This is a genomic window from Phocaeicola dorei (assembly GCF_013009555.1).
Classification (GTDB): domain Bacteria; phylum Bacteroidota; class Bacteroidia; order Bacteroidales; family Bacteroidaceae; genus Phocaeicola; species Phocaeicola dorei.
The window spans coordinates 2579375-2598150 of the sequence record NZ_CP046176.1; the positions used below are offsets into that span (position 1 = coordinate 2579375).

Consider the following 18776-nt stretch of genomic DNA (forward strand, 5'->3'; position numbering starts at 1 on the left):
TAATTTATAAATTGTTGGTTATTAATTGTTTTTGAATTTAATGAGGGCGGAGACATAAAAAGTTCTTCCGGGAGTTGATGTGGCACGATTCCGTCCGAAAGGAGTACGGTCTACATAGTCAAATACATTATCTACCCCGGCATTCATCGTTAATGACCACCGTTTCATTTTTAATAATGAGTGGGCTGTGTTGATACGCCAAGTTTGGAATCCGTCGGCATTATTATCATTTATATAACGGCGTGTAGACTGATATCTGCCATAGATGCCGATACCCAAACGATACAGTTTCCATGAATGTTGCCATAAGACATTTAAATTTGCATTATGGCTGGAAGTAGCATCAATAGGAAGATATTTCATATAATCTATACCTTTGTTAGGATATTGCGCTTTTGGATCAGCATAACTATATCCGCCGGCAAGGCTGAGAGATTTTGCAGGACGATAGTTGAAGGTGAAATCCATACCATAAATACGTGCCTTTGTCAGATTCTTATATTGTTTGCTCTTTTCTACTTCAAGAAACTTTTCATCGGGAGTTACGGAAATTTCAACCAACTCAATCATGTTGTGAAGATAATTCATGTATCCGGTTAAACTGGCTTGGAATTTTTGCCCTACGTACTCGATACCGATTGAAGCATATTGTGAGGTTTGTGCTTTTAGATTTGTGTTGCCATGATATGCAGTCAAGGCACCGCCTCCGATAACGCCGGTATAATTATAATAAAGTTCTTTAATAGTGGGTGCTTTGTAGCCTAAAGCATAAGAAGCACGCAAATTAATATGTTCTCCGGGTTTATAAAGTCCTGATATTTTCGGACTGAAATTCAATCCTGTTTCCTTGTGTTGTGTTCCTCGTACCCCGGCAGTCAGAACCAGATTTTCTCTGGCTGTCCATTCCTCCTGTATATAAGCTGCCAACGTATAAACGGAAGCGCGGTCACCGTCAATGTGATGAGGTGATTCCAAATGATTGTACTGATATTCGATTCCTGCATTTAAAATATGGTCCTCTCCAAGATAAAATACACTTTTTACCTGGCCTAATATTTGTTTCTGAATACTTTGTTTGATACGTTGACCGGCAAAGTAGGTGATACGTTCATGGCGGTCATTGTCTAGAAAATAATCAGTATGCTCGTTTAGCTTATAGTCATAGAAGTAACCGTATCTGCCATACGAGAGGTCTGCAGTCAGATAATTCCGTTTTCCTAATTTATATTTACTTCCTACTGCAAATGTATAGTTGCGATAATAAAAATCGTTGGCTTGATATTTCCAAGGACCGTGTGTACGCATTACCCAACGCTCATAATAAGTGCCTTCTGCAGTGAGGTCTAGTTTGCGATTGACTTGCCATTCAATGTTCTCGGACAGGGTATAGTTTGAAGAACGGTTTACGGTCAACATAGTAGAGCCGGATTTCAATTGATTCTGATCCCACTGCAGGTCTGTATTCCGCCAGCCATCGGTATGCCGGAAGTTGATTCCGGTTACAGATTTTATCTTTCCATAATTAAAGCCGAAACTGGTACTTTGACGTATATCACCATATTCACCTATGCGGGATGTATTGGTGAGCTCCATTTTTTCACGGTTACGTTTGGTTATGATATTGATAACTCCGGCTATTGCGTCACTGCCATAAAGTGAAGAAGCGGCCCCTTTTACAATCTCTATGCGTTCTATATTAGCTGGATTTAATTGATTCAAGTCGTTTTGCCCTCCTACATCGCCATTCATTCTTTTTCCATTTATCATGATCAGGATATAGTCATTGTTCAATCCGTTTAGTTGGATATGGCTCCCCATATCACCATCATGAAAGGTCAATGAAGGACTAAGACCACTGAGCAAATCGTCTATACTGCGTGCCTGATATTGTTCCAAAGCTTTGCTGGTTATTACTTCAGTCTGTACGGGAGCATCTTTCAGATAATGTTCAGTACCTGTACCCGTGATGACCACTTCATTCAGTAATACGGACAATTCTTTATCGTCTTTATCTTTGAGAATACTTTGGGCACTTGCAATTTGTGTACCTAATAGTAGAATAGCAGGAAGTAAATACCTCATATTGTGTTTTATTTAATTTGCAAAATAAAACATCAAGTTTCCCTCTGATAAAGAGGAATGCCACAAAGGAATAGACGTTGGAAAACGCTTGTTCGAATGGACACATACTTCTAATCCTGGAAGCTTGGTGTTTATTGTTCAACAGACTTAGCAGGTATTCTGGCTTTCCTCTGATTGGAAACCTTCCCATTTCTTCAAATGAAACAGTGGTTTTGGACTATCCAATCAACATAATGAGGATTTACAGCTGCAGGTACAGCCCCGGATTTACACCGGATTCCCTTGCATCGGGCTATGTGATAGCCCGATTACTAATTCTGTTGCAAAGATATAGGTTTATTTTATATTATCTTCGATAAGTCTTTGATTTTTTTAGCTTTTAAATTTTAAAGACAAACTGATATAGAATGAACGTCCGGGGGTAAGAGTTGCATAATTGCTGTTATAAGGACGATCATCCGTATAATCGAACAGGTTTTCTATGCCACATCCGGGTTCTATGATTACAGATTTTAAGTTGAAAGAATGGCGTGTGTTTAAATCCCACAATTGATAGTCGGGAGCATAGCCATAACTTTTAGAGAAACGTTTGCTGTTGATACGACCGTTCAAATTTATGTTCAACCGATATATCTTCCATGAATGCGCCCATTGGGCATTGATATTGTATGCGTTTTTAATACTTTTGTCGATGGGTTGTTCCAATTCCACGTCTTGGGTATTAAGATGAGTATATCCTCCGCTTAAATTGAACCCGGCACCTAGGTATGCATTGGCGGATACATTGATTCCGTATACTTTAGCCTCCGCTATATTATCACGTTGACGAACTTCCTTATGACCATATTGCTCCATAGCTTTATCTCCCGTGGCAATCGTATTATAATCTATCATGTCACGAATATTATTATAAAAAGCATTGACTGATACAGAAAAACGCTCATGTACATACTCTGCACTCAATGAGAAATAATCATTCTTTTCCGGCTTTAAATCCAAATTGCCTATTGTTAACCTGTCATTTTTTTTAGCTATGTCAGTGGCATAGAGTTCAGACAGGGTAGGAGTTCGGAAACCTGCTGCATAGGAGGCACGGAAATTGAATTTGCCGGGTTTATACATCAGTGCTACATTGGGAGTGGCATGATTTTTGAAATTTTCATGATAAATGTAACGTACACCGATCAAAGCCTGTAGATTTCTCAGTAACTTTATTTCATCTTGTGCAAACAAGGCCAGTGTATAAGCATCTTCTTTAGCTATATTGTCTGTTTGACTTTTCAAGACATCAACGATATATTCTGTGCCGACTGAAAGTTTGTGCCGGCCACCTAATTTAAAGATACCTTTTATGCTAAGATTGTGATTGCGGGTCCGTTTGCGCACTTGCTCTTCACCTGCTTTTCCATTATAAGTTTTATTGTCTTTAAAAAAACAATAAGAGGAAGAAAAATGATCGGCGTAATAGTCTGCGGTAATATAATTCCCTTTACTTATCATGTATTGGGTACCAATACCATAATTAAAGGTTTCATGCAATATGTTGTAGTCGTATGCTTCATAAGGGCGGCGTGTCTTGTTGTCATAATATCCGCCGCGGGCATAAAAGGAGAGTTTGTCGGTAGCATCAAAAGTGAATTTTTGATTGACAGTATTTGCATAGAATCCTGTAGAAGCTACTTTCCCGGTTTCTTCCAGTTCATGAGTTTTGGAGTTCTCTTCGTATGGATTCAGTTGCCATCCCTCGGCCTGCTGACGGCGGTAAGAGGTGTAGGAGCCGAACTTGCCGGTATTGACATCTGCGTTTACGGACTGGGTAAAACGTCCTTTACTGGCATAACGGGTATCGCTGGAAACATTGATAGCATTTTTTGCATCATCAGTAATAATGTTGATTACTCCTCCGATAGCATTTGTTCCGTAAAGAGCGGAAGAGGCACCGTTCAATATTTCAATACGTTTGATTTTGGCAACATTGATTCGGGCGTAAGTATCATCTCCATACAGGCGTTTGCCATTTTCCAGAAAAATGAAATAATCATCAGGCAATCCATTAAGACTCAATGTTGTACCCATACCGTTGGTCATACTTGAGAAAGATGGGGTCAACTTTTGTAAGGCCTCGTCCAGCGATGTTACACTGGCATTACTTAAATCCTTTGCGGTGATAACGGAAACAGGCACGGGACTATCCGTCATGCGGTGGTGTGTTCCTGTTCCGGTTACTACTACCTGGCCTATATTGGTAAAACTGTCTTGTAGCTTGATAAGAAGATTTTTTTCACCCCCTTTTGTGGTGACAGATTTGGGTGTGTAACTGACATGCGTGATTCTTAATACATGTTTTCCATCAGGAAGATTGTTGATATTAAACTCGCCTTTACCATTTGTGGTGCATCCTGAAAGGCTTTGGTCAATACGAATATTAGCCCCCACTACAGGTTCGTTGGTATCGGCACTCACAATCTTTCCACTGATACTGACTTGTGCCAGTACGTCAATAGCCAGACAGCTTAAAGTAATTGCTGTCAATAATAATTTTACTTTCATCGAAAGAATTTAAGAATTAATAATTGGCTTTCCTGACCCCGGGAGAGCGTGATTATCTATGTTTTGATTTGGCAGGTTTCCTGGCTTCACCCTGAAAAGCGCCTTCCCATTTCTTCATTTTCGAAACAGTGGCATAGCGAGAGTTGCTTTTCATCAAATGGGTTTCACAGTAGCGGGCACTGCTTCGGATTCCACAACCGAATTCCCTTTTATACAGATAGAGAAAAAATATCTGTATCACCAAACCGGGCGCAAAGGTAGACAATTATTTTATATATGTTTTAAGATTAGTGAAAAAATGACTGCTTAAAACGGAGAGAATATTGAAAAGAGGAGGGGATTTTGAACCGTAGAAGTGAATTTGATTCACTCCTACGGCAATATGAATTTGCAATAATTCGGATAGTGATTTCAGGCAAGCGCCAATATTAATATTTGTGCTGTAAGCACACGTAAAAACATGGTGAGCGGATAAACTGTGGCATAACCTACTGCCGGAGCGTCACAAGAGGTCAAATCATTGGAGTAGGCTAATGCGGGCGGATTGGTGGTGGCTCCGGACAATACTCCGATCAAGGTGTAATAGTTCAGTTTATAAACATATCGTCCTATTATTCCTACAATCAGTAAAGGCAGCAGCGTAATAATGGCGCCGTATGCTATCCATACATATCCGCCTTCGTTAATAATTGTTTCGATGAATCCTTTACCGGCTCCTAATCCTACGCAAGCAAGGAAAAGTGAGATACCGATTTCACGTACCATCAAATTGGCACTTATGGTGGTATAGGTTATCAATTTATAATGTGGTCCGAAACGGCTTATCAGGATGGACACAATAAGGGGGCCTCCTGCCAGTCCCAGTTTTACCGGTTGAGGGATACCGGGGAATAAAAAAGGAGTGCTTCCTAAAATACACCCTAATGCGATGCCTAAGAAAATAGGAATCAGGTTGGGATGATTCAAACGTTTCATGGAATTACCTAGAATCTTTTCGGCATGGGCTACAGCCAGTTCGCTACCCACAATCTTTACCCGGTCACCCATTTGCAATTGCAGGTTGGGAGTGGCCACAAGGTCTACACCCGAACGGTTTACACGGGTAATGCTTGCTCCGAAGTTATTCCTGATTTTTAGTTGAGCCAATGTCTTGCCATTCAATTCAGGCTTGGTGATCAGAATTTTTCTGGAAATAAGTTGTTTGTTCTGGAAATCCCATTCCACATTCACTTGTTTTCCAAAAAATACAGTGATAGCTTCTACATCTATCGGATTGGCGATAACAAGGATTTCATCGTGCATGTGAAATACTGTAGTGGAGTTCACTAGTTCTGTTTGTTTGTCTCCGTCACAATGCCGTATGCGTGAAATCACAAAATCACGATTCACCAATGGCTTGATTTCTTTTATTGTTTTACCTTCTACGGCTTCATTGCGTATTTCTAGTGAGATAGGGCGTACGGTCAGTTCTTGTAGATGTCCCAATCCCCGTTCCGCATCGGCTTCTTCGGTTTTTGTGTTGATGCGCAGGATATATTTCAATGCCAGCAGGGAGAGAATACATCCTACTACACCCAGTGGATAGGCTACGGCATATCCCAGTGCTATTTCGGGAGCGTCTATACCATTCAGATCACTGTTTGCTTGCTGTGCGGCACCTAGTCCCGGGGTATTTGTTACAGCACCCGAAAGAATTCCTACCATTGTGGTAATGGGGACACCTGTTATGAAATGGAGTATAATGGTGATGGTCACACCTAAAAATACAACCATCATGGCAAGCAGGTTTAGTGTGAATCCTCCTTTTTTGAATGCTGAGAAGAAACCGGGACCCACTTGTAGTCCGACTGAGTAGACAAATAATATCAGACCGAACTCTTTTAAGAAATGCAACAGATGTTCGTCCAGGTTCAGATTGAAATGACCGAATACAATTCCTACAAAAAGTATCCAGGTTACTCCCAATGAGATACCTGCCACTTTTATTTTTCCTAACATGATACCGAAAGCAATGACCAGTGAAAGAATAAGTACGGAATGTGCTACTCCGCCGCCCCATAAATTAGGGTACCCTTCAAAGAGATTTCTAAAAAGTTCCATAATTCATTATCTAGTTTAATTATTTATAGTATCAATTTTATAATTCAAAAAGTTGTCTTTCAAAATATTAGAGTAGGTTTTATGGGATAGGATGCTTCGTTTTATAGCTGTCATCCCGGCAAAATGACTGCAAAGGTAGCTTATTTAATTGATAAACCATAAAACTTTAATTGCTTTCTAAGGATATTTACTTGATATGTCGGAATTATGAATTAATCTGTTATTCTAATTTCGATAATTTGCAATTTGCACTATCTTTGTATCCGTTTTTAAAAGAAATACTAAAGAATGAAGCCACAATTACTCATAGGGGCCGCTACATCGGGAAGCGGAAAAACGACTTTTACGATGGGGTTGCTGCGGGCATTGCACAAACGAGGCCTGCGAGTACAGCCTTTTAAATGTGGTCCTGATTATATTGATACACAATTTCATACGCTGGCTGCTGACCATGAGTCGGTGAATTTGGATATTTGGATGGCATCAAATACCCATGTACAACATCTGTATAATAAATATGGAGATGGAGCCGATGTATGTGTAACCGAAGGAGTGATGGGATTGTTCGACGGTTATCAAAGAATGCAGGGAAGTAGTGCTGAAATAGCCAGATTGTTGAATATCCCTGTAGTGCTTATAGTAAGTGCGCGTTCTACAGCTTATTCTGTGGCTCCGTTAATTTATGGTTTCAAGCATTTTAATCCGGCTGTGAAGATTGCAGGTATTGTTTTCAATCAAGTATCATCTCCTTCTCATTTCGCTTATTTACGTGAGGCTTGTGTTGATGCAGGAGTAGAGTGTTTGGGATATCTGCCTATGACAGAAGGGTTGAAAATTCCATCCCGGCATTTGGGTTTGACATTGACAGCCAAACGTTCCATGAACACCTTAATAGAACAGGCTGCGGAATTGGTTGAGAAATATGTGGATTTGGATAAGCTGCTGAGTATTTGTCATCGTAATTTCCCGTGTCGGTATACATTGCCTTATAGTTCTGAGATAGGGGTGGAAAGTTTTGCTCCTTCTGCTAAAAAGATGAAGATAGCCATAGCGCGGGATCCGGCTTTCAACTTTATCTATAGAGAAAACATAGACCGCTTGTCTGCGCTAGGAAGCATTACTTATTTCAGTCCTGTATATGGTAGTGATTTGCCGGATGCTGATTTGGTTTATTTACCCGGAGGATATCCGGAATTGTTTGCCCGTCAACTGCATCGGCGCAAAAAGTTAATGGAAGCATTAAGAACCTATGCAGAGGAGGGGGGGAAGATTTTGGCCGAGTGTGGAGGTATGATGTTTCTCACCCGTTCCCTGACAGTCCGCCAAGGAGGGACTGCATATGCCATGACGGGTATTTTGCCTTTGGATTGTACCATGGTGGGTGCCAGACTTCATCTAGGATATCGCCGTATAGAATATAAAGGGATGGAGCTTCGCGGGCACGAATTTCATTATTCCAATGTCGTTGCTCCTGATGCTATGCCTTCTGTAGCAAAACAATTTACGGCAAGAGGAATGGAAGTGAGTACCCCGCTTTATAGATATAAAAATGTGATAGCCGGGTATACCCATTTATATTGGGGAGAAACGGATATATTAAAATTATGGGAAGTATGAGGCGCATTTATACACGTACCGGGGATAAGGGCATGACAGGGATTCATGGTGGAGAACGGATACCTAAGGATGATATCCGTATCGAGGCTAATGGATGTATCGATGAATTGAATGCTGTTATAGGAATAATACGTTCACTTTTACCGCAGGAGCACGAATGGCAATCCTTGCTTTTTACGATTCAGAAAAATATAATGGTAGTGATGAGCCATGTGGCCACACCATCGGCCCTTCGTGATGGGAATCCCAATATTTTGCCTGATAATTTATGCTCTTTTTGTGAGGAGGCAATGGACAAGTTGATGGAACAAATGGAGGATAATGGTTATTTTATTCTTCCCGGAGGAACACCTGTATCGGCACAGTTGCAATTTGCAAGGACTGTGGCACGTCGGGCAGAACGGAGATTATGGACTTTGCATAAACACGATCCGTTACCGGAAATCATACTTCGGTTTATCAACCGGCTGTCCGATTTATTTTTTGTTATGGCCCGTTATGAGATGCAACAGCAGAACTGGACGGAAGAAAAGTGGCAGTCCTTTGCCTATAAAAGAAAAAAGAAAGAGTGATGAAAAAGAAATTACACCCCATTATGTTGGCGGGAACAGGTAGTGACGTTGGTAAAAGTGTTATTGCCGCCGCATTATGCCGCATTTTTAAACAGGATGGTTATCAACCGGCACCTTTCAAGGCACAAAATATGGCATTGAATTCGTATGCCACTCCGGAAGGATTGGAAATAGGCCGTGCACAGGCTGTACAGGCTGAAGCTGCCGGAGTTCCTTGTCACACGGACATGAATCCTCTGTTATTGAAACCCAGCTCCGATCATACTTCGCAAGTGGTGTTAAACGGTCGTCCCATCGGTAATCGTAACGCTTTTGAGTATTTTCGCAAGGAGGGGCGTGAAGAACTGAGGCAAGAGGTAAACGCAGCCTTTGACCGTCTTGCCGCACGTTATAACCCTATTGTAATGGAGGGAGCAGGGAGCATTTCCGAAATAAATCTGCGGGATACTGATTTGGTGAATATGCCGATGGCCTGTTATGCGGATGCGGATGTGATTTTGGTAGCTGATATTGACCGGGGAGGAGTATTTGCCAGTGTCTATGGTTCGGTCATGTTACAAACTACTGAGGACAAGAAACGTATAAAAGGAATAATCATTAATAAATTCAGAGGGGATATCCGTTTGTTTGAGCCTGGTGTGAAGATGATGGAAGATTTATGTGGTATTCCTGTCTTGGGAGTAATACCTTATTATAGAAATATACATATTGAGGAAGAGGATTCCGTAGTCTTGGACTATAAACGGATGCAAGCAGTGGAAGGCAAAATAAACATAGCAGTTGTTCTGTTGCGTCATCTCTCAAACTTTACAGATTTCAACAGATTGGAACGGGATGAACGAGTGCACCTTTATTATACTAATAATACGGAAGATCTGGCCAAAGCTGATATTATTCTGCTTCCTGGCAGCAAAAGCACTTTGGATGACTTGTATGAGTTGAGACGGAACGGGGTGGCGCAAGCTGTCCTGCGTGCGCATAGGGAAGGGGTTACTGTAATGGGAATTTGTGGGGGATATCAATTGATGGGACTTGAGATTCACGATCCGGAAGGAGTGGAGGGAGAGATCCGCCAATTGCCGGGACTGGGACTGCTTCCCGTCATTACTACGATGCAAGGGGAGAAGGTGACACGGCAGGTGAATTTTCATTTTCTTGAGAATGCGGAAACTTGCCAAGGATATGAAATACACATGGGAGAAACCCGCCCGGTTCCGGGGGTGTCTGTAGTTCCTTTGAATAAACTGGAAGACGGTGGAGAGGACGGTTGTTTTGTAAACCAAAAATGTATGGGAAGTTATATTCATGGAATATTGGATAATCAGGCATTTATAGATTATTTACTGGAACCATACGCAGAAAAACTGGAGTGTCATACGGTGTTGGATTACCGGACTTATAAAGAAGAACAATATGATAAATTGGCAGAGCATGTACGCAGTCATCTCAATCTGCCTTTGTTGTACCAAATAATGAGTGGGAATGATTGAAGGACATGGTGATGATGCTTATAAGTATAAAGCAATAAAGATAAATTTCAGTTCAAACGTATATAATCATGTAGACCATAGCGGATTACATCAACATTTGTTTCAGCAGATGGAAAGTATCCGTACGTACCCCGAGCCGGAACCTTATTCATTGGAAAAGGTTTTGGCGAAACGGTTTCATCTTTCGTCTGAAGAGGTTTGTGTGACCAATGGGGCTACGGAAGCCATTTATTTAATAGCTCAGACATTCAGGAATCAGATTTCGGCTATCTTGATGCCGACTTTCAGCGAATATGCGGATGCTTGTCGTCTGCATGGTCATAAAGTGGTTCCTATATATAACTTGAACCGTTTGCCGGATAGGGGGAGGTTGATATGGTTATGTAATCCTAATAATCCCACTGGAGAGGTCAGGGAGAAGGAAGTCTTGACAGCCTGTATAAAACAAAATCCGCAGCGTATTTTTGTCATGGATCAGTCGTATGAATTCTTTACACAGAAGGCTTTGCTTACAGCCAGGGAGGCTGCGGAATTTCCGAATGTTATCCTGTTGCATTCCATGACAAAACGTTTTGCCGTGCCCGGCTTGCGTTTAGGATATATCACTGCATGTAAAGAACTGCTACATGAAATTCGGACACAGCGGATGCCTTGGTCTGTTAATCAGTTGGCTATAGAGGCCGGGCATTATTTATTGTCTTCTTCTCAATATGATATAGATATCTCTTTGTTGTTGAAGGAAAAAGAGAGATTAGCTCAATCTTTACTTTCAATAGGAGGAATGGAGATCTGGCCATCAGATACTCACTATATGTTAGTTCAATTGCGTATGGGAAAGGCAGCGGCTTTGAAAGAATATCTGGCAACAGAGCAGGGTATCCTTATTCGTGACGCATCCAATTTTGAAGGGCTGAATGAACACTTCTTCCGTATTGCTACACAAACTCCGGAAGAAAATGACAAACTGGTAGAAAGTATAAAGAAATGGACATATATGTATTAATTCTTCCGTTGTTGGTAGGATGGATATTAGATAAATTGCTTGGGGATCCGGTAGGATTGCCGCATCCGGTGGTAGGATTCGGGAAGCTGATCTCTTTTTGTGAGAAACGATGGAACTGTGGGGCACATCGGATGTTGAAAGGAGGGGGGGCGGCTATTATGCTTATTTTGCTAGTATATGTAGGATCTGCTTTGGCATTGCATTATCTGTTTTTGTTGAATCGCTGGTTGGGGATCGCCCTCTCCGCTGTGCTTGTTTTCTATTGTTTAGCAGGGACTACACTTATTAGAGAAGTAAAACAGGTTTTTCTAGCTGCGGACCGTTCTTTAGAGGAGGGGAGAAAGCAGGTTTCCCGTATTGTAGGGCGTGATACCTCAGAACTGACCGATCAGGAAGTGCGTATAGCTGCTTTGGAAACGTTGGCCGAAAATTTGAGTGACGGAGTTATTGCTCCGCTGTTTTGGTATTTGCTTTTGGGAGTTCCCGGTATGCTTGCCTATAAAATGGTTAATACGCTTGATTCTATGGTAGGCTATAAGAACGAACGTTATTTGCAATTTGGTTGTGCCGCTGCACATATTGATGATATGGCGAACTATATTCCGGCTCGTTTAACCGCACTTTTAATGGTTTTGTCTGTGGGGCGTCCCGGTTTGCTGAGATTTGTAGGTAAATATGGTAACCGGCATGCAAGTCCTAATTCAGGTTATCCGGAGTCTGCTTTAGCAGGTATCTTGAATTGCCGTTTTGGAGGTCCTCATGTTTATTTTGGAGAGATAGTCTATAAACCTTTTATTGGAGATAAGGATCGGCTTATCCATACACAGGATATGCATAAAGCTGTCGATATAAACAGAAGAGCAGAAATTTTGATGATTATAGTAAATATTGTTTGCTTATATTTGGTCAGCTGAAAAATATATATTACTTTTGTTCCTGTTTTAGAGATGCGGCAGTAGCTCAGTTGGTAGAGCATCAGCTTCCCAAGCTGAGGGTCGCGGGTTCGAGTCCCGTTTGCCGCTCTTTTTTATTTTTCTTCACTTTCCAATTCTTTTATCTCTTTATTGAGGAACACGGACAGGATGGTTCTTAAAACAACAATACCTCCCAATAGGGCTAATTCATTCAAGGTTGGTTCCAATACTGTTTTCAAAATATCCGAAGCTATTAGGAATTCTAAGCCAAGAAGCAGATAAGTTCCGAATGTGGCTCTTAGTTTTCGTATATTGGTAATGGAATACCCTCCGGTAAAGCGTCGTATTTCATTCTTCAAAAAAGAAATAATACCTATCAACGCTCCGTATGTGACAATCAAAAGGCTTGTCACACTTATAACAACAGCTAATAAATCTAGGAAATGAGTAAGCATATTTATTTGTCTTTATAAATAGAACAAATAAATAAGCGATATGTTCTTGCATCACGATAATTTTATCTTGACAATTCCTCCATAAGGAGTGAGTGCGCTAAATGCCTCTTCGGGTTTAATGATACCTGCATAAATTTGTGCGTTCAGTAAAATGCCGCCATGAGCAAAGATCGCGACTTGTTCATACGGTTTTTGGCGAAGCTCGTCTAGAAAACCGGCAACACGCCGGTATTGATCTTCAAAAGATTCTCCATTGGTCGCTTTTACATGCAGATAATCTGCATACCATCTTTCCAAGTTAGCGTCGGCAATTTCATCGAACCGATGCATTTCCCAATCTCCGAAGTTTAGTTCTTTCAAGCGGTCGTCCCGTTCTGCATCCGGGTAGCCGCAAAAGGTAGCCAGGCGTACACAACGGGTTAACGGACTGGTATAAACTTTATCAAAAGATAGACCTTGTAAATTGGCTGCCGTTTGAGTTGCCTCCGTTTCAAAAGTCGGCTTTAAGGGTACATCCGTCTGTCCGTAACAAACACCTTGCGGAACATCAACAGCAGTATGACGCATTAAGTATATTACCATAGGTTTGTATAGATTAAGTTTATAGTTAGATAAAAAGAAAACTCACATAATAGGAAAGTCGCTCCGCAACAATCACCGGTATATCCTTGCAGGCGTCTGCGCATGAGTGACATTAAAAGGATGAACATCATAGCAGGAGCGATGGCTGCCCACCAGTATCCTTTATCCAGTAATAAAAGCATAGGCAGGGTTCCGGCCATAAAAGCGGATAATAAAATACCTGGACTCATACGGTCATATATGACCTTCGCTTTCGATTCTTCTTCTTTACGGGCGTATGGAAGCGTGTTGATGATTTGTGCGGCACAAAACTTGCTCCAGGCATCTCCGCTTAGTATGGCCGCACATGCCAAGGGTACAGAAAGTGTGGTGAGTATATTCCACATCAATCCATAATAGAATAATAATCCGAGCACTCCGTATGTGCCGATATGTGAATCCTTCATGATAGACAGAATCTTGTCACGTGATGTACCGCCCCCGAAGCCGTCGCAGAAGTCTGCCAATCCATCTTCGTGTAAAGCACCCGTTGCTAGTAACCGGGCGGCCAGCGCCATGAGCACAGCTATCTGTACAGGTAGAAATTCTGCAGTGATCCATAGAGTGCCTGCCATGATACCTCCTGTCAGCCATCCTACAAAGGGCCAGTAATCCACTACTCGTTTAAAGTAAACAGGTGGTACATTAGCTATTTTCCAAAACGGAAGGCGTGTGAAAAAAATGAGGGAGGCAAGCAGTTTCATGGTTAAAAATATTTAGTGATGGCGGCATGGGCGAAATTGTCCATCTCATTCATCATGTTTACAGAGGAAACGACGATAGGATAAGCGCATATCGCTCCTGTTCCTTCTCCCAAGCGGAGACCTAAATTTAATAAAGGGCGCACTTTCATGGCATCCAATACTAGTTTATGACCGATTTCATCTCCCTGATGTCCGAATATGGCATACGAGAGAACTTCCGGATGAAGTTTTGAGGCGGCTAGAATGCAATTGGTCATGATGAAGCCGTCCACTAGAATAATCATTCTTAATTCTGCTGCCCGGAGCATGCCGCCTATTGCCATAACCATTTCATATCCTCCGAACCAAGCGATGATATCTTTTACGGAACCGTTACCGGTATAATGGTTAACCGATTGTTTCAATACATTATATTTATGACGGATGCCTTCTGAATCCAGTCCGCTTCCTGCACCCACACATTGCTCTAATGAGATTCCTGTCAGCAAATGCATCCAGATAGAAGAAGGGGAGGTATTACCAATACCCATTTCGCCAAAGCTGACCACATTGCAACCGTCTGCATGAATCATATCCGTTATCTTTGCTCCACGTTCCAGGCATAATTCCATTTCTTCCATACTCATAGCGGGGCCTTTTAGAAAACTGTGCGTGCCACGTCCTACGCTACAGTTGATAATGCCTTTCTCGTAAGGAAGATCGTAATCGACCCCTGAGTCTACTAATACAAGCTTAAAACCATGTTGGCGGCATAAAAAATTAACTCCGGCACCTCCATGCAAAAAATTACTTAGTTGTTGCCAAGTGATTTCTTTGGGAGACTTGCTTACCCCTTCTTCTACTATACCATGATCGGCTGCAAAAAGTACGTTGTGCGGATGGCTTAATGTAGGGGAGAGGGTTTGTTGGATTAATCCGATTTGCAATGCAAGATCTTCCAGAACACCCAATGAACCTTTGGGCTTTGTCAAATTGTTGATTTTGTCTATCAATGCCTCCCGAAAGCTTTCATCGGGATACTCAATATGAAAGTTTTTCATTGTATTTATTATTTTATAGGAACAGGAATTCCCGATACCATCAAATATACTTGGTCTGCTTTTGAAGCTATATATTGATTCATCCAGCCCTGTAAATCTGTAAAGCGGCGTTGAATGGCGTTTTCGGATACTGCTCCGGAACCTATTTCATTGGTTACGAAAATAAAAGTGGCATCTTGCCGGATAAAATTATCAAACTCCTGTTTGACTGCCTGTAATGCAGCCTCTACATCCGCATCCAAATCAAAGAAAAAGTTGGTACACCATAAGGTGACACAATCAATCAATACTACATTATCCTTTACTTGATGGCGGCTTAGTTCTTTTTCTTCTTCTATATTCGTCCATTCCGATCCGCGTCTTTCTTGATGTTTGATAACGCGTTGGCGGAATTCTTCATCCCAAATACGGGAAGTAGCTATATAAACGGGAGTGGGTGATAAGCTTAATGCCAATTTCTCCGCGTATGAACTTTTTCCCGAACGTTGGCCTCCTGTGATTAAGATAATACGTTTCATTGTTCTACTTCTCGGTGGCACGCAGAATCAGCGTAGTCGCACCTAATGTGATGATAGCGCCTTCCTCGATTCGTATCCGGTCCTTGTTCCCCAAAATCTCGTTCATCAGAAATGTTCCTGTAATGCTGTCATTATCACGCAGGGTATAAATGATTTCCCCTTGTTTGTTGCGTTTCACATTAATGATACAATGCCGTCTGTCCATGCTCGGATCTGATGTTTCGATGGGAATATCCACTTCAGTGCCTTTGCTTCTGCGTCCTATCAGGTTGTCACCTTCCATCAGGGGTAATACTTGTTTGTATCCGAATACATTTTCTACTACTACGATACTTCCAAAATCCTCTTTATTGGCTTGTTCGTCCAATATTTCTTCTTTACGGGTTGCTTTCAGTTTGGACTTTCCGATACGGATGCTGAATTGTTTTTTACAATGGTCACATACAAAGACCAACGACTGGCCTTCTGTATATTTGGTTTCATCAAAAGTTATATAGTTGTCACATTTGGGACACAAAACTCTTTTCATAAAAAATAATCTTGTTTATTTAGAACTCAATATCCATGCATTCTTGAATGCATCATTTTGTTTCAGTTCATTTAATTTCTTATAAGCAGCGGCTTTATCTGCAAAGTTGCACAAAGACAGGCGATAACGTCCGTTACCTTCTATGATTGTTACATCCTTATATCCTTTTTGCTTGTACTCATTAAGTACTTGCTGCGCGTCATTGGCTGTCGGTAAACTGGATACGATGATATAATAATTATTTTTTTTACTGCTCGAAGGTGTTGCTGTTTCTTTCTTCTCAAGGGCAGGTTTACTTACAGCGACAGGCTTGGCAACTGGCTGTTCTGTACTGTTCAAATTTGCTGCAACAGCATTCTTGGGTACTGCTTCTTGTGCTTTTCCTACCTTTTCTACTTTTACAGTTACAGGTTTCAACGTGTTTTGATTATTTTTGATATTCGTCTTCTTGGGTTGCTGCGGTCTGGAAGGAACGGTTATCAAGGTCGTTGCCAAAGATTGGGAACGAATGGCGTCAAACAGACCATCCGTACCTAAAGAAGCATAATTACCTTTGTCCACATATGTGTTCTCTACCGGAACAGACAAGAAGAAAAATAAGACTACAGCTATTGCCACAGCTACTGCATTTCCTATCCACTGACGTTTGAAACGTACTGTTCTCTTTCTTTTTTCTTGTTGGGGAAGTAATTCTCTGGTTGTTGCAGACGTTGTTGAAGTAAGATATTCTAATCTGGTGATAGAAAACGAACTAAGTCCGTATAAGGTAGGTGATAATGCACCGTCCTCATTGGGATGAAACTCGTATGTGCTATGAATATTATAATGTAAGACCCCTATACCATGCATTTCTGCACATCCGTTTTGGTATAGTTGTTCTTTCAATCCGGCTACTTCTTCTTCTATCATGCGTGTGGCATCAGGAAAATCGGTGTGATGAGCTTGCATATACGATTGAGCTAATAAACCATCGTTTATAGTCAATTGGGGATTGAAACCAATAGTACGTACAGGGGGAAGATAAAGATTTTCCTCCTTGATATACCGTGCCGGTTGATAGTGCGCTATAAAACCGCCAAAGTCTGGAATAATCACACAGTCATTTTCCAGTAACAGAATTTCTATATGTCTAGCCAATTCAATCATATCGCAAAATTAGCATTTTTATTCCGTTTCAGCGCAACTTTTATGGAAGAAAATAACAACTCACTCATAATTTATTGTAATTTTGCAGCGAAAAAGTTAGACTAACGAATTAAATAAAATGAATATAGCGATTGTAGGGACCGGGTATGTAGGACTTGTTACCGGAACATGTTTTGCCGAAACTGGCGTAGACGTAACTTGTGTAGATGTAAATGCGGATAAGATTGCTAATCTGCAACAGGGTATTATTCCTATTTATGAACCGGGATTGGAAGATATGGTCTTGCGTAATGTAAAGGCTGGACGTCTTCATTTCACCACTTCTTTAGAGAGTTGTCTGGACAATGTGGATATTGTGTTCAGTGCAGTGGGCACTCCTCCTGATGAAGACGGAAGTGCCGATTTGCGTTATGTGCTTGAAGTTGCCAAGACGATTGGTGCTAATATGAAGAAATATACCTTGGTCGTGACCAAGAGTACGGTGCCTGTGGGTACGGCACGAAAAGTAAAAGCGGTCATCCGAGAGGAATTGGAGAAAAGAGGGGAGTCGATAGATTTCGATGTGGCTTCTAATCCGGAATTTTTGAAAGAAGGTAATGCTATCGACGACTTTATGAGTCCGGACCGTGTAGTAGTGGGCGTAGAGTCGGAAAGGGCTAAAAAACTGATGACCAAGCTCTATAAACCTTTCATGCTGGTTAACTTCCGCGTTATTTTCATGGATATTCCTTCTGCCGAGATGACTAAATATGCGGCAAACTCCATGTTGGCCACCCGTATCAGCTTTATGAACGATATTGCCAACTTGTGCGAACTGGTGGGAGCTGATGTAAATATGGTACGTGACGGAATAGGTTCCGACAGTCGTATCGGGCGTAAGTTCTTGTATCCGGGATGCGGTTATGGTGGCTCTTGTTTCCCGAAAGATGTGAAGGCGTTGATTAAGACTGCCGAGCAGAATGGTTATTCCATGCAGGTGTTGAAAGCGGTGGAAGATGTGAACGAGAATCAGAAAGGCATTTTGTTCGAGAAACTGGTAAAGGTATTCAATGGAGATTTGAAAGGCAAAACAGTGGCTTTGTGGGGACTTGCATTCAAGCCCGGTACGGACGATATGCGTGAGGCTCCGGCTTTGGTACTTATTGAGAAATTGAAACAGTCGGGTTGCAATGTCCGCGCATACGATCCTGCTGCTATGGATGAGTCCCGCCGCCGGATAGGAGAGTCGGTTTATTATGCGCACGATATGTATGATGCGGCTCTTGATGCGGATGCGTTGATTCTGGTAACCGAGTGGAAAGAGTTCCGTCTTCCTACCTGGGGAGTAATCAAGAAGGCGATGAAACAGCCTGTAGTGCTTGACGGACGAAATATTTATGATGGTGACGAACTACAGGAAATGGGGTTTGTTTATCATTGCATCGGTCGATAAATA

Annotated in this window: 16 protein-coding genes, 1 tRNA gene and 2 riboswitches; of the genes, 7 read left to right on the plus strand and 10 right to left on the minus strand. The window is 41.6% G+C overall.

The window, feature by feature from the left end:
* Positions 1 to 21: 21 nt before the first annotated feature.
* The 3 genes from GKD17_RS10785 to GKD17_RS10795 form a co-directional block, all read right to left on the minus strand.
* Positions 22 to 2082 (minus strand): TonB-dependent receptor plug domain-containing protein, encoded by a 2061-nt coding sequence (locus tag GKD17_RS10785; RefSeq protein WP_007835693.1) that lies wholly within the window; start codon positions 2080 to 2082, stop codon positions 22 to 24.
* A 132-nt stretch (positions 2083 to 2214) separates the two neighbouring features.
* Positions 2215 to 2413: riboswitch (cobalamin riboswitch) on the minus strand.
* 41 nt (positions 2414 to 2454) lie between these two features.
* On the minus strand, positions 2455 to 4632 hold the full coding sequence (locus GKD17_RS10790; RefSeq protein ID WP_007835692.1) for a TonB-dependent receptor: 2178 nt from the start codon (positions 4630 to 4632) through the stop codon (positions 2455 to 2457).
* A 53-nt stretch (positions 4633 to 4685) separates the two neighbouring features.
* A riboswitch (cobalamin riboswitch) is annotated at positions 4686 to 4892 on the minus strand.
* A gap of 151 nt (positions 4893 to 5043) precedes the next feature.
* The gene (locus GKD17_RS10795) at positions 5044 to 6732 is read right to left on the minus strand and encodes a putative transporter (RefSeq protein WP_007835690.1); all 1689 of its coding nucleotides are present in this window, start codon (positions 6730 to 6732) and stop codon (positions 5044 to 5046) included.
* A gap of 288 nt (positions 6733 to 7020) precedes the next feature.
* Between GKD17_RS10795 and GKD17_RS10800 the strand changes: the two genes are divergently transcribed.
* From GKD17_RS10800 to GKD17_RS10825, 6 genes are all read left to right on the plus strand, one after another.
* Positions 7021 to 8349 (plus strand): cobyrinate a,c-diamide synthase, encoded by a 1329-nt coding sequence (locus GKD17_RS10800; protein WP_007835688.1) that lies wholly within the window; start codon positions 7021 to 7023, stop codon positions 8347 to 8349.
* Positions 8346 to 8921 (plus strand): cob(I)yrinic acid a,c-diamide adenosyltransferase, encoded by a 576-nt coding sequence (locus GKD17_RS10805; protein WP_007835687.1) that lies wholly within the window; start codon positions 8346 to 8348, stop codon positions 8919 to 8921. Before GKD17_RS10800 ends, GKD17_RS10805 begins: the two co-directional genes overlap by 4 nt.
* A complete protein-coding gene (locus GKD17_RS10810; RefSeq protein ID WP_007835686.1) occupies positions 8921 to 10411 on the plus strand; it encodes a cobyric acid synthase in 1491 nt (496 codons plus the stop codon). The genes GKD17_RS10805 and GKD17_RS10810 overlap by 1 nt, the downstream gene beginning before the upstream one ends.
* The gene (locus GKD17_RS10815; RefSeq protein WP_007835685.1) at positions 10404 to 11414 is read left to right on the plus strand and encodes a threonine-phosphate decarboxylase; all 1011 of its coding nucleotides are present in this window, start codon (positions 10404 to 10406) and stop codon (positions 11412 to 11414) included. Before GKD17_RS10810 ends, GKD17_RS10815 begins: the two co-directional genes overlap by 8 nt.
* Positions 11396 to 12328, plus strand: coding sequence for an adenosylcobinamide-phosphate synthase CbiB (cbiB, locus tag GKD17_RS10820; protein WP_007835684.1), 933 nt, complete (start codon positions 11396 to 11398; stop codon positions 12326 to 12328). Before GKD17_RS10815 ends, cbiB begins: the two co-directional genes overlap by 19 nt.
* Positions 12329 to 12363: 35 nt before the next feature.
* Positions 12364 to 12436 (plus strand) — tRNA-Gly (locus tag GKD17_RS10825).
* A gap of 5 nt (positions 12437 to 12441) precedes the next feature.
* Here GKD17_RS10825 and GKD17_RS10830 read toward each other — a convergent pair.
* From GKD17_RS10830 to GKD17_RS10860, 7 genes are read right to left on the minus strand one after another with little or no spacing between them, the layout of a single operon-like run.
* Positions 12442 to 12783, minus strand: coding sequence for a DUF1622 domain-containing protein (locus GKD17_RS10830; RefSeq protein WP_007835682.1), 342 nt, complete (start codon positions 12781 to 12783; stop codon positions 12442 to 12444).
* 51 nt (positions 12784 to 12834) lie between these two features.
* Positions 12835 to 13365 carry an alpha-ribazole phosphatase gene (gene cobC / locus GKD17_RS10835; RefSeq protein ID WP_007835680.1) on the minus strand — a complete coding sequence of 177 codons (531 nt, stop codon included), beginning with the start codon at positions 13363 to 13365 and terminating at the stop codon, positions 12835 to 12837.
* Positions 13359 to 14108: an adenosylcobinamide-GDP ribazoletransferase gene (locus GKD17_RS10840; RefSeq protein WP_007835678.1), complete on the minus strand. Its 750-nt coding sequence runs from the start codon at positions 14106 to 14108 to the stop codon at positions 13359 to 13361. The genes cobC and GKD17_RS10840 overlap by 7 nt, the downstream gene beginning before the upstream one ends.
* 2 nt (positions 14109 to 14110) lie before the next feature.
* Positions 14111 to 15148, minus strand: coding sequence for a nicotinate-nucleotide--dimethylbenzimidazole phosphoribosyltransferase (cobT, locus tag GKD17_RS10845; RefSeq protein ID WP_007835676.1), 1038 nt, complete (start codon positions 15146 to 15148; stop codon positions 14111 to 14113).
* A gap of 8 nt (positions 15149 to 15156) precedes the next feature.
* Positions 15157 to 15666, minus strand: a complete 510-nt coding sequence (gene cobU / locus GKD17_RS10850) for a bifunctional adenosylcobinamide kinase/adenosylcobinamide-phosphate guanylyltransferase (RefSeq protein WP_007835671.1) — start codon at positions 15664 to 15666, stop codon at positions 15157 to 15159.
* Between the two features lie 4 nt (positions 15667 to 15670).
* Complete coding sequence (locus GKD17_RS10855) at positions 15671 to 16195, minus strand: FHA domain-containing protein (protein WP_007835665.1); 525 nt, start codon at positions 16193 to 16195, stop codon at positions 15671 to 15673.
* Positions 16196 to 16210: 15 nt separating this feature from the next.
* Positions 16211 to 17341 carry an HU domain-containing protein gene (locus GKD17_RS10860; RefSeq protein WP_007835663.1) on the minus strand — a complete coding sequence of 377 codons (1131 nt, stop codon included), beginning with the start codon at positions 17339 to 17341 and terminating at the stop codon, positions 16211 to 16213.
* A 118-nt stretch (positions 17342 to 17459) separates the two neighbouring features.
* Between GKD17_RS10860 and GKD17_RS10865 the strand changes: the two genes are divergently transcribed.
* Positions 17460 to 18773, plus strand: coding sequence for a UDP-glucose dehydrogenase family protein (locus GKD17_RS10865; RefSeq protein ID WP_007835657.1), 1314 nt, complete (start codon positions 17460 to 17462; stop codon positions 18771 to 18773).
* The last annotated feature ends 3 nt before the right edge of the window (positions 18774 to 18776 follow it).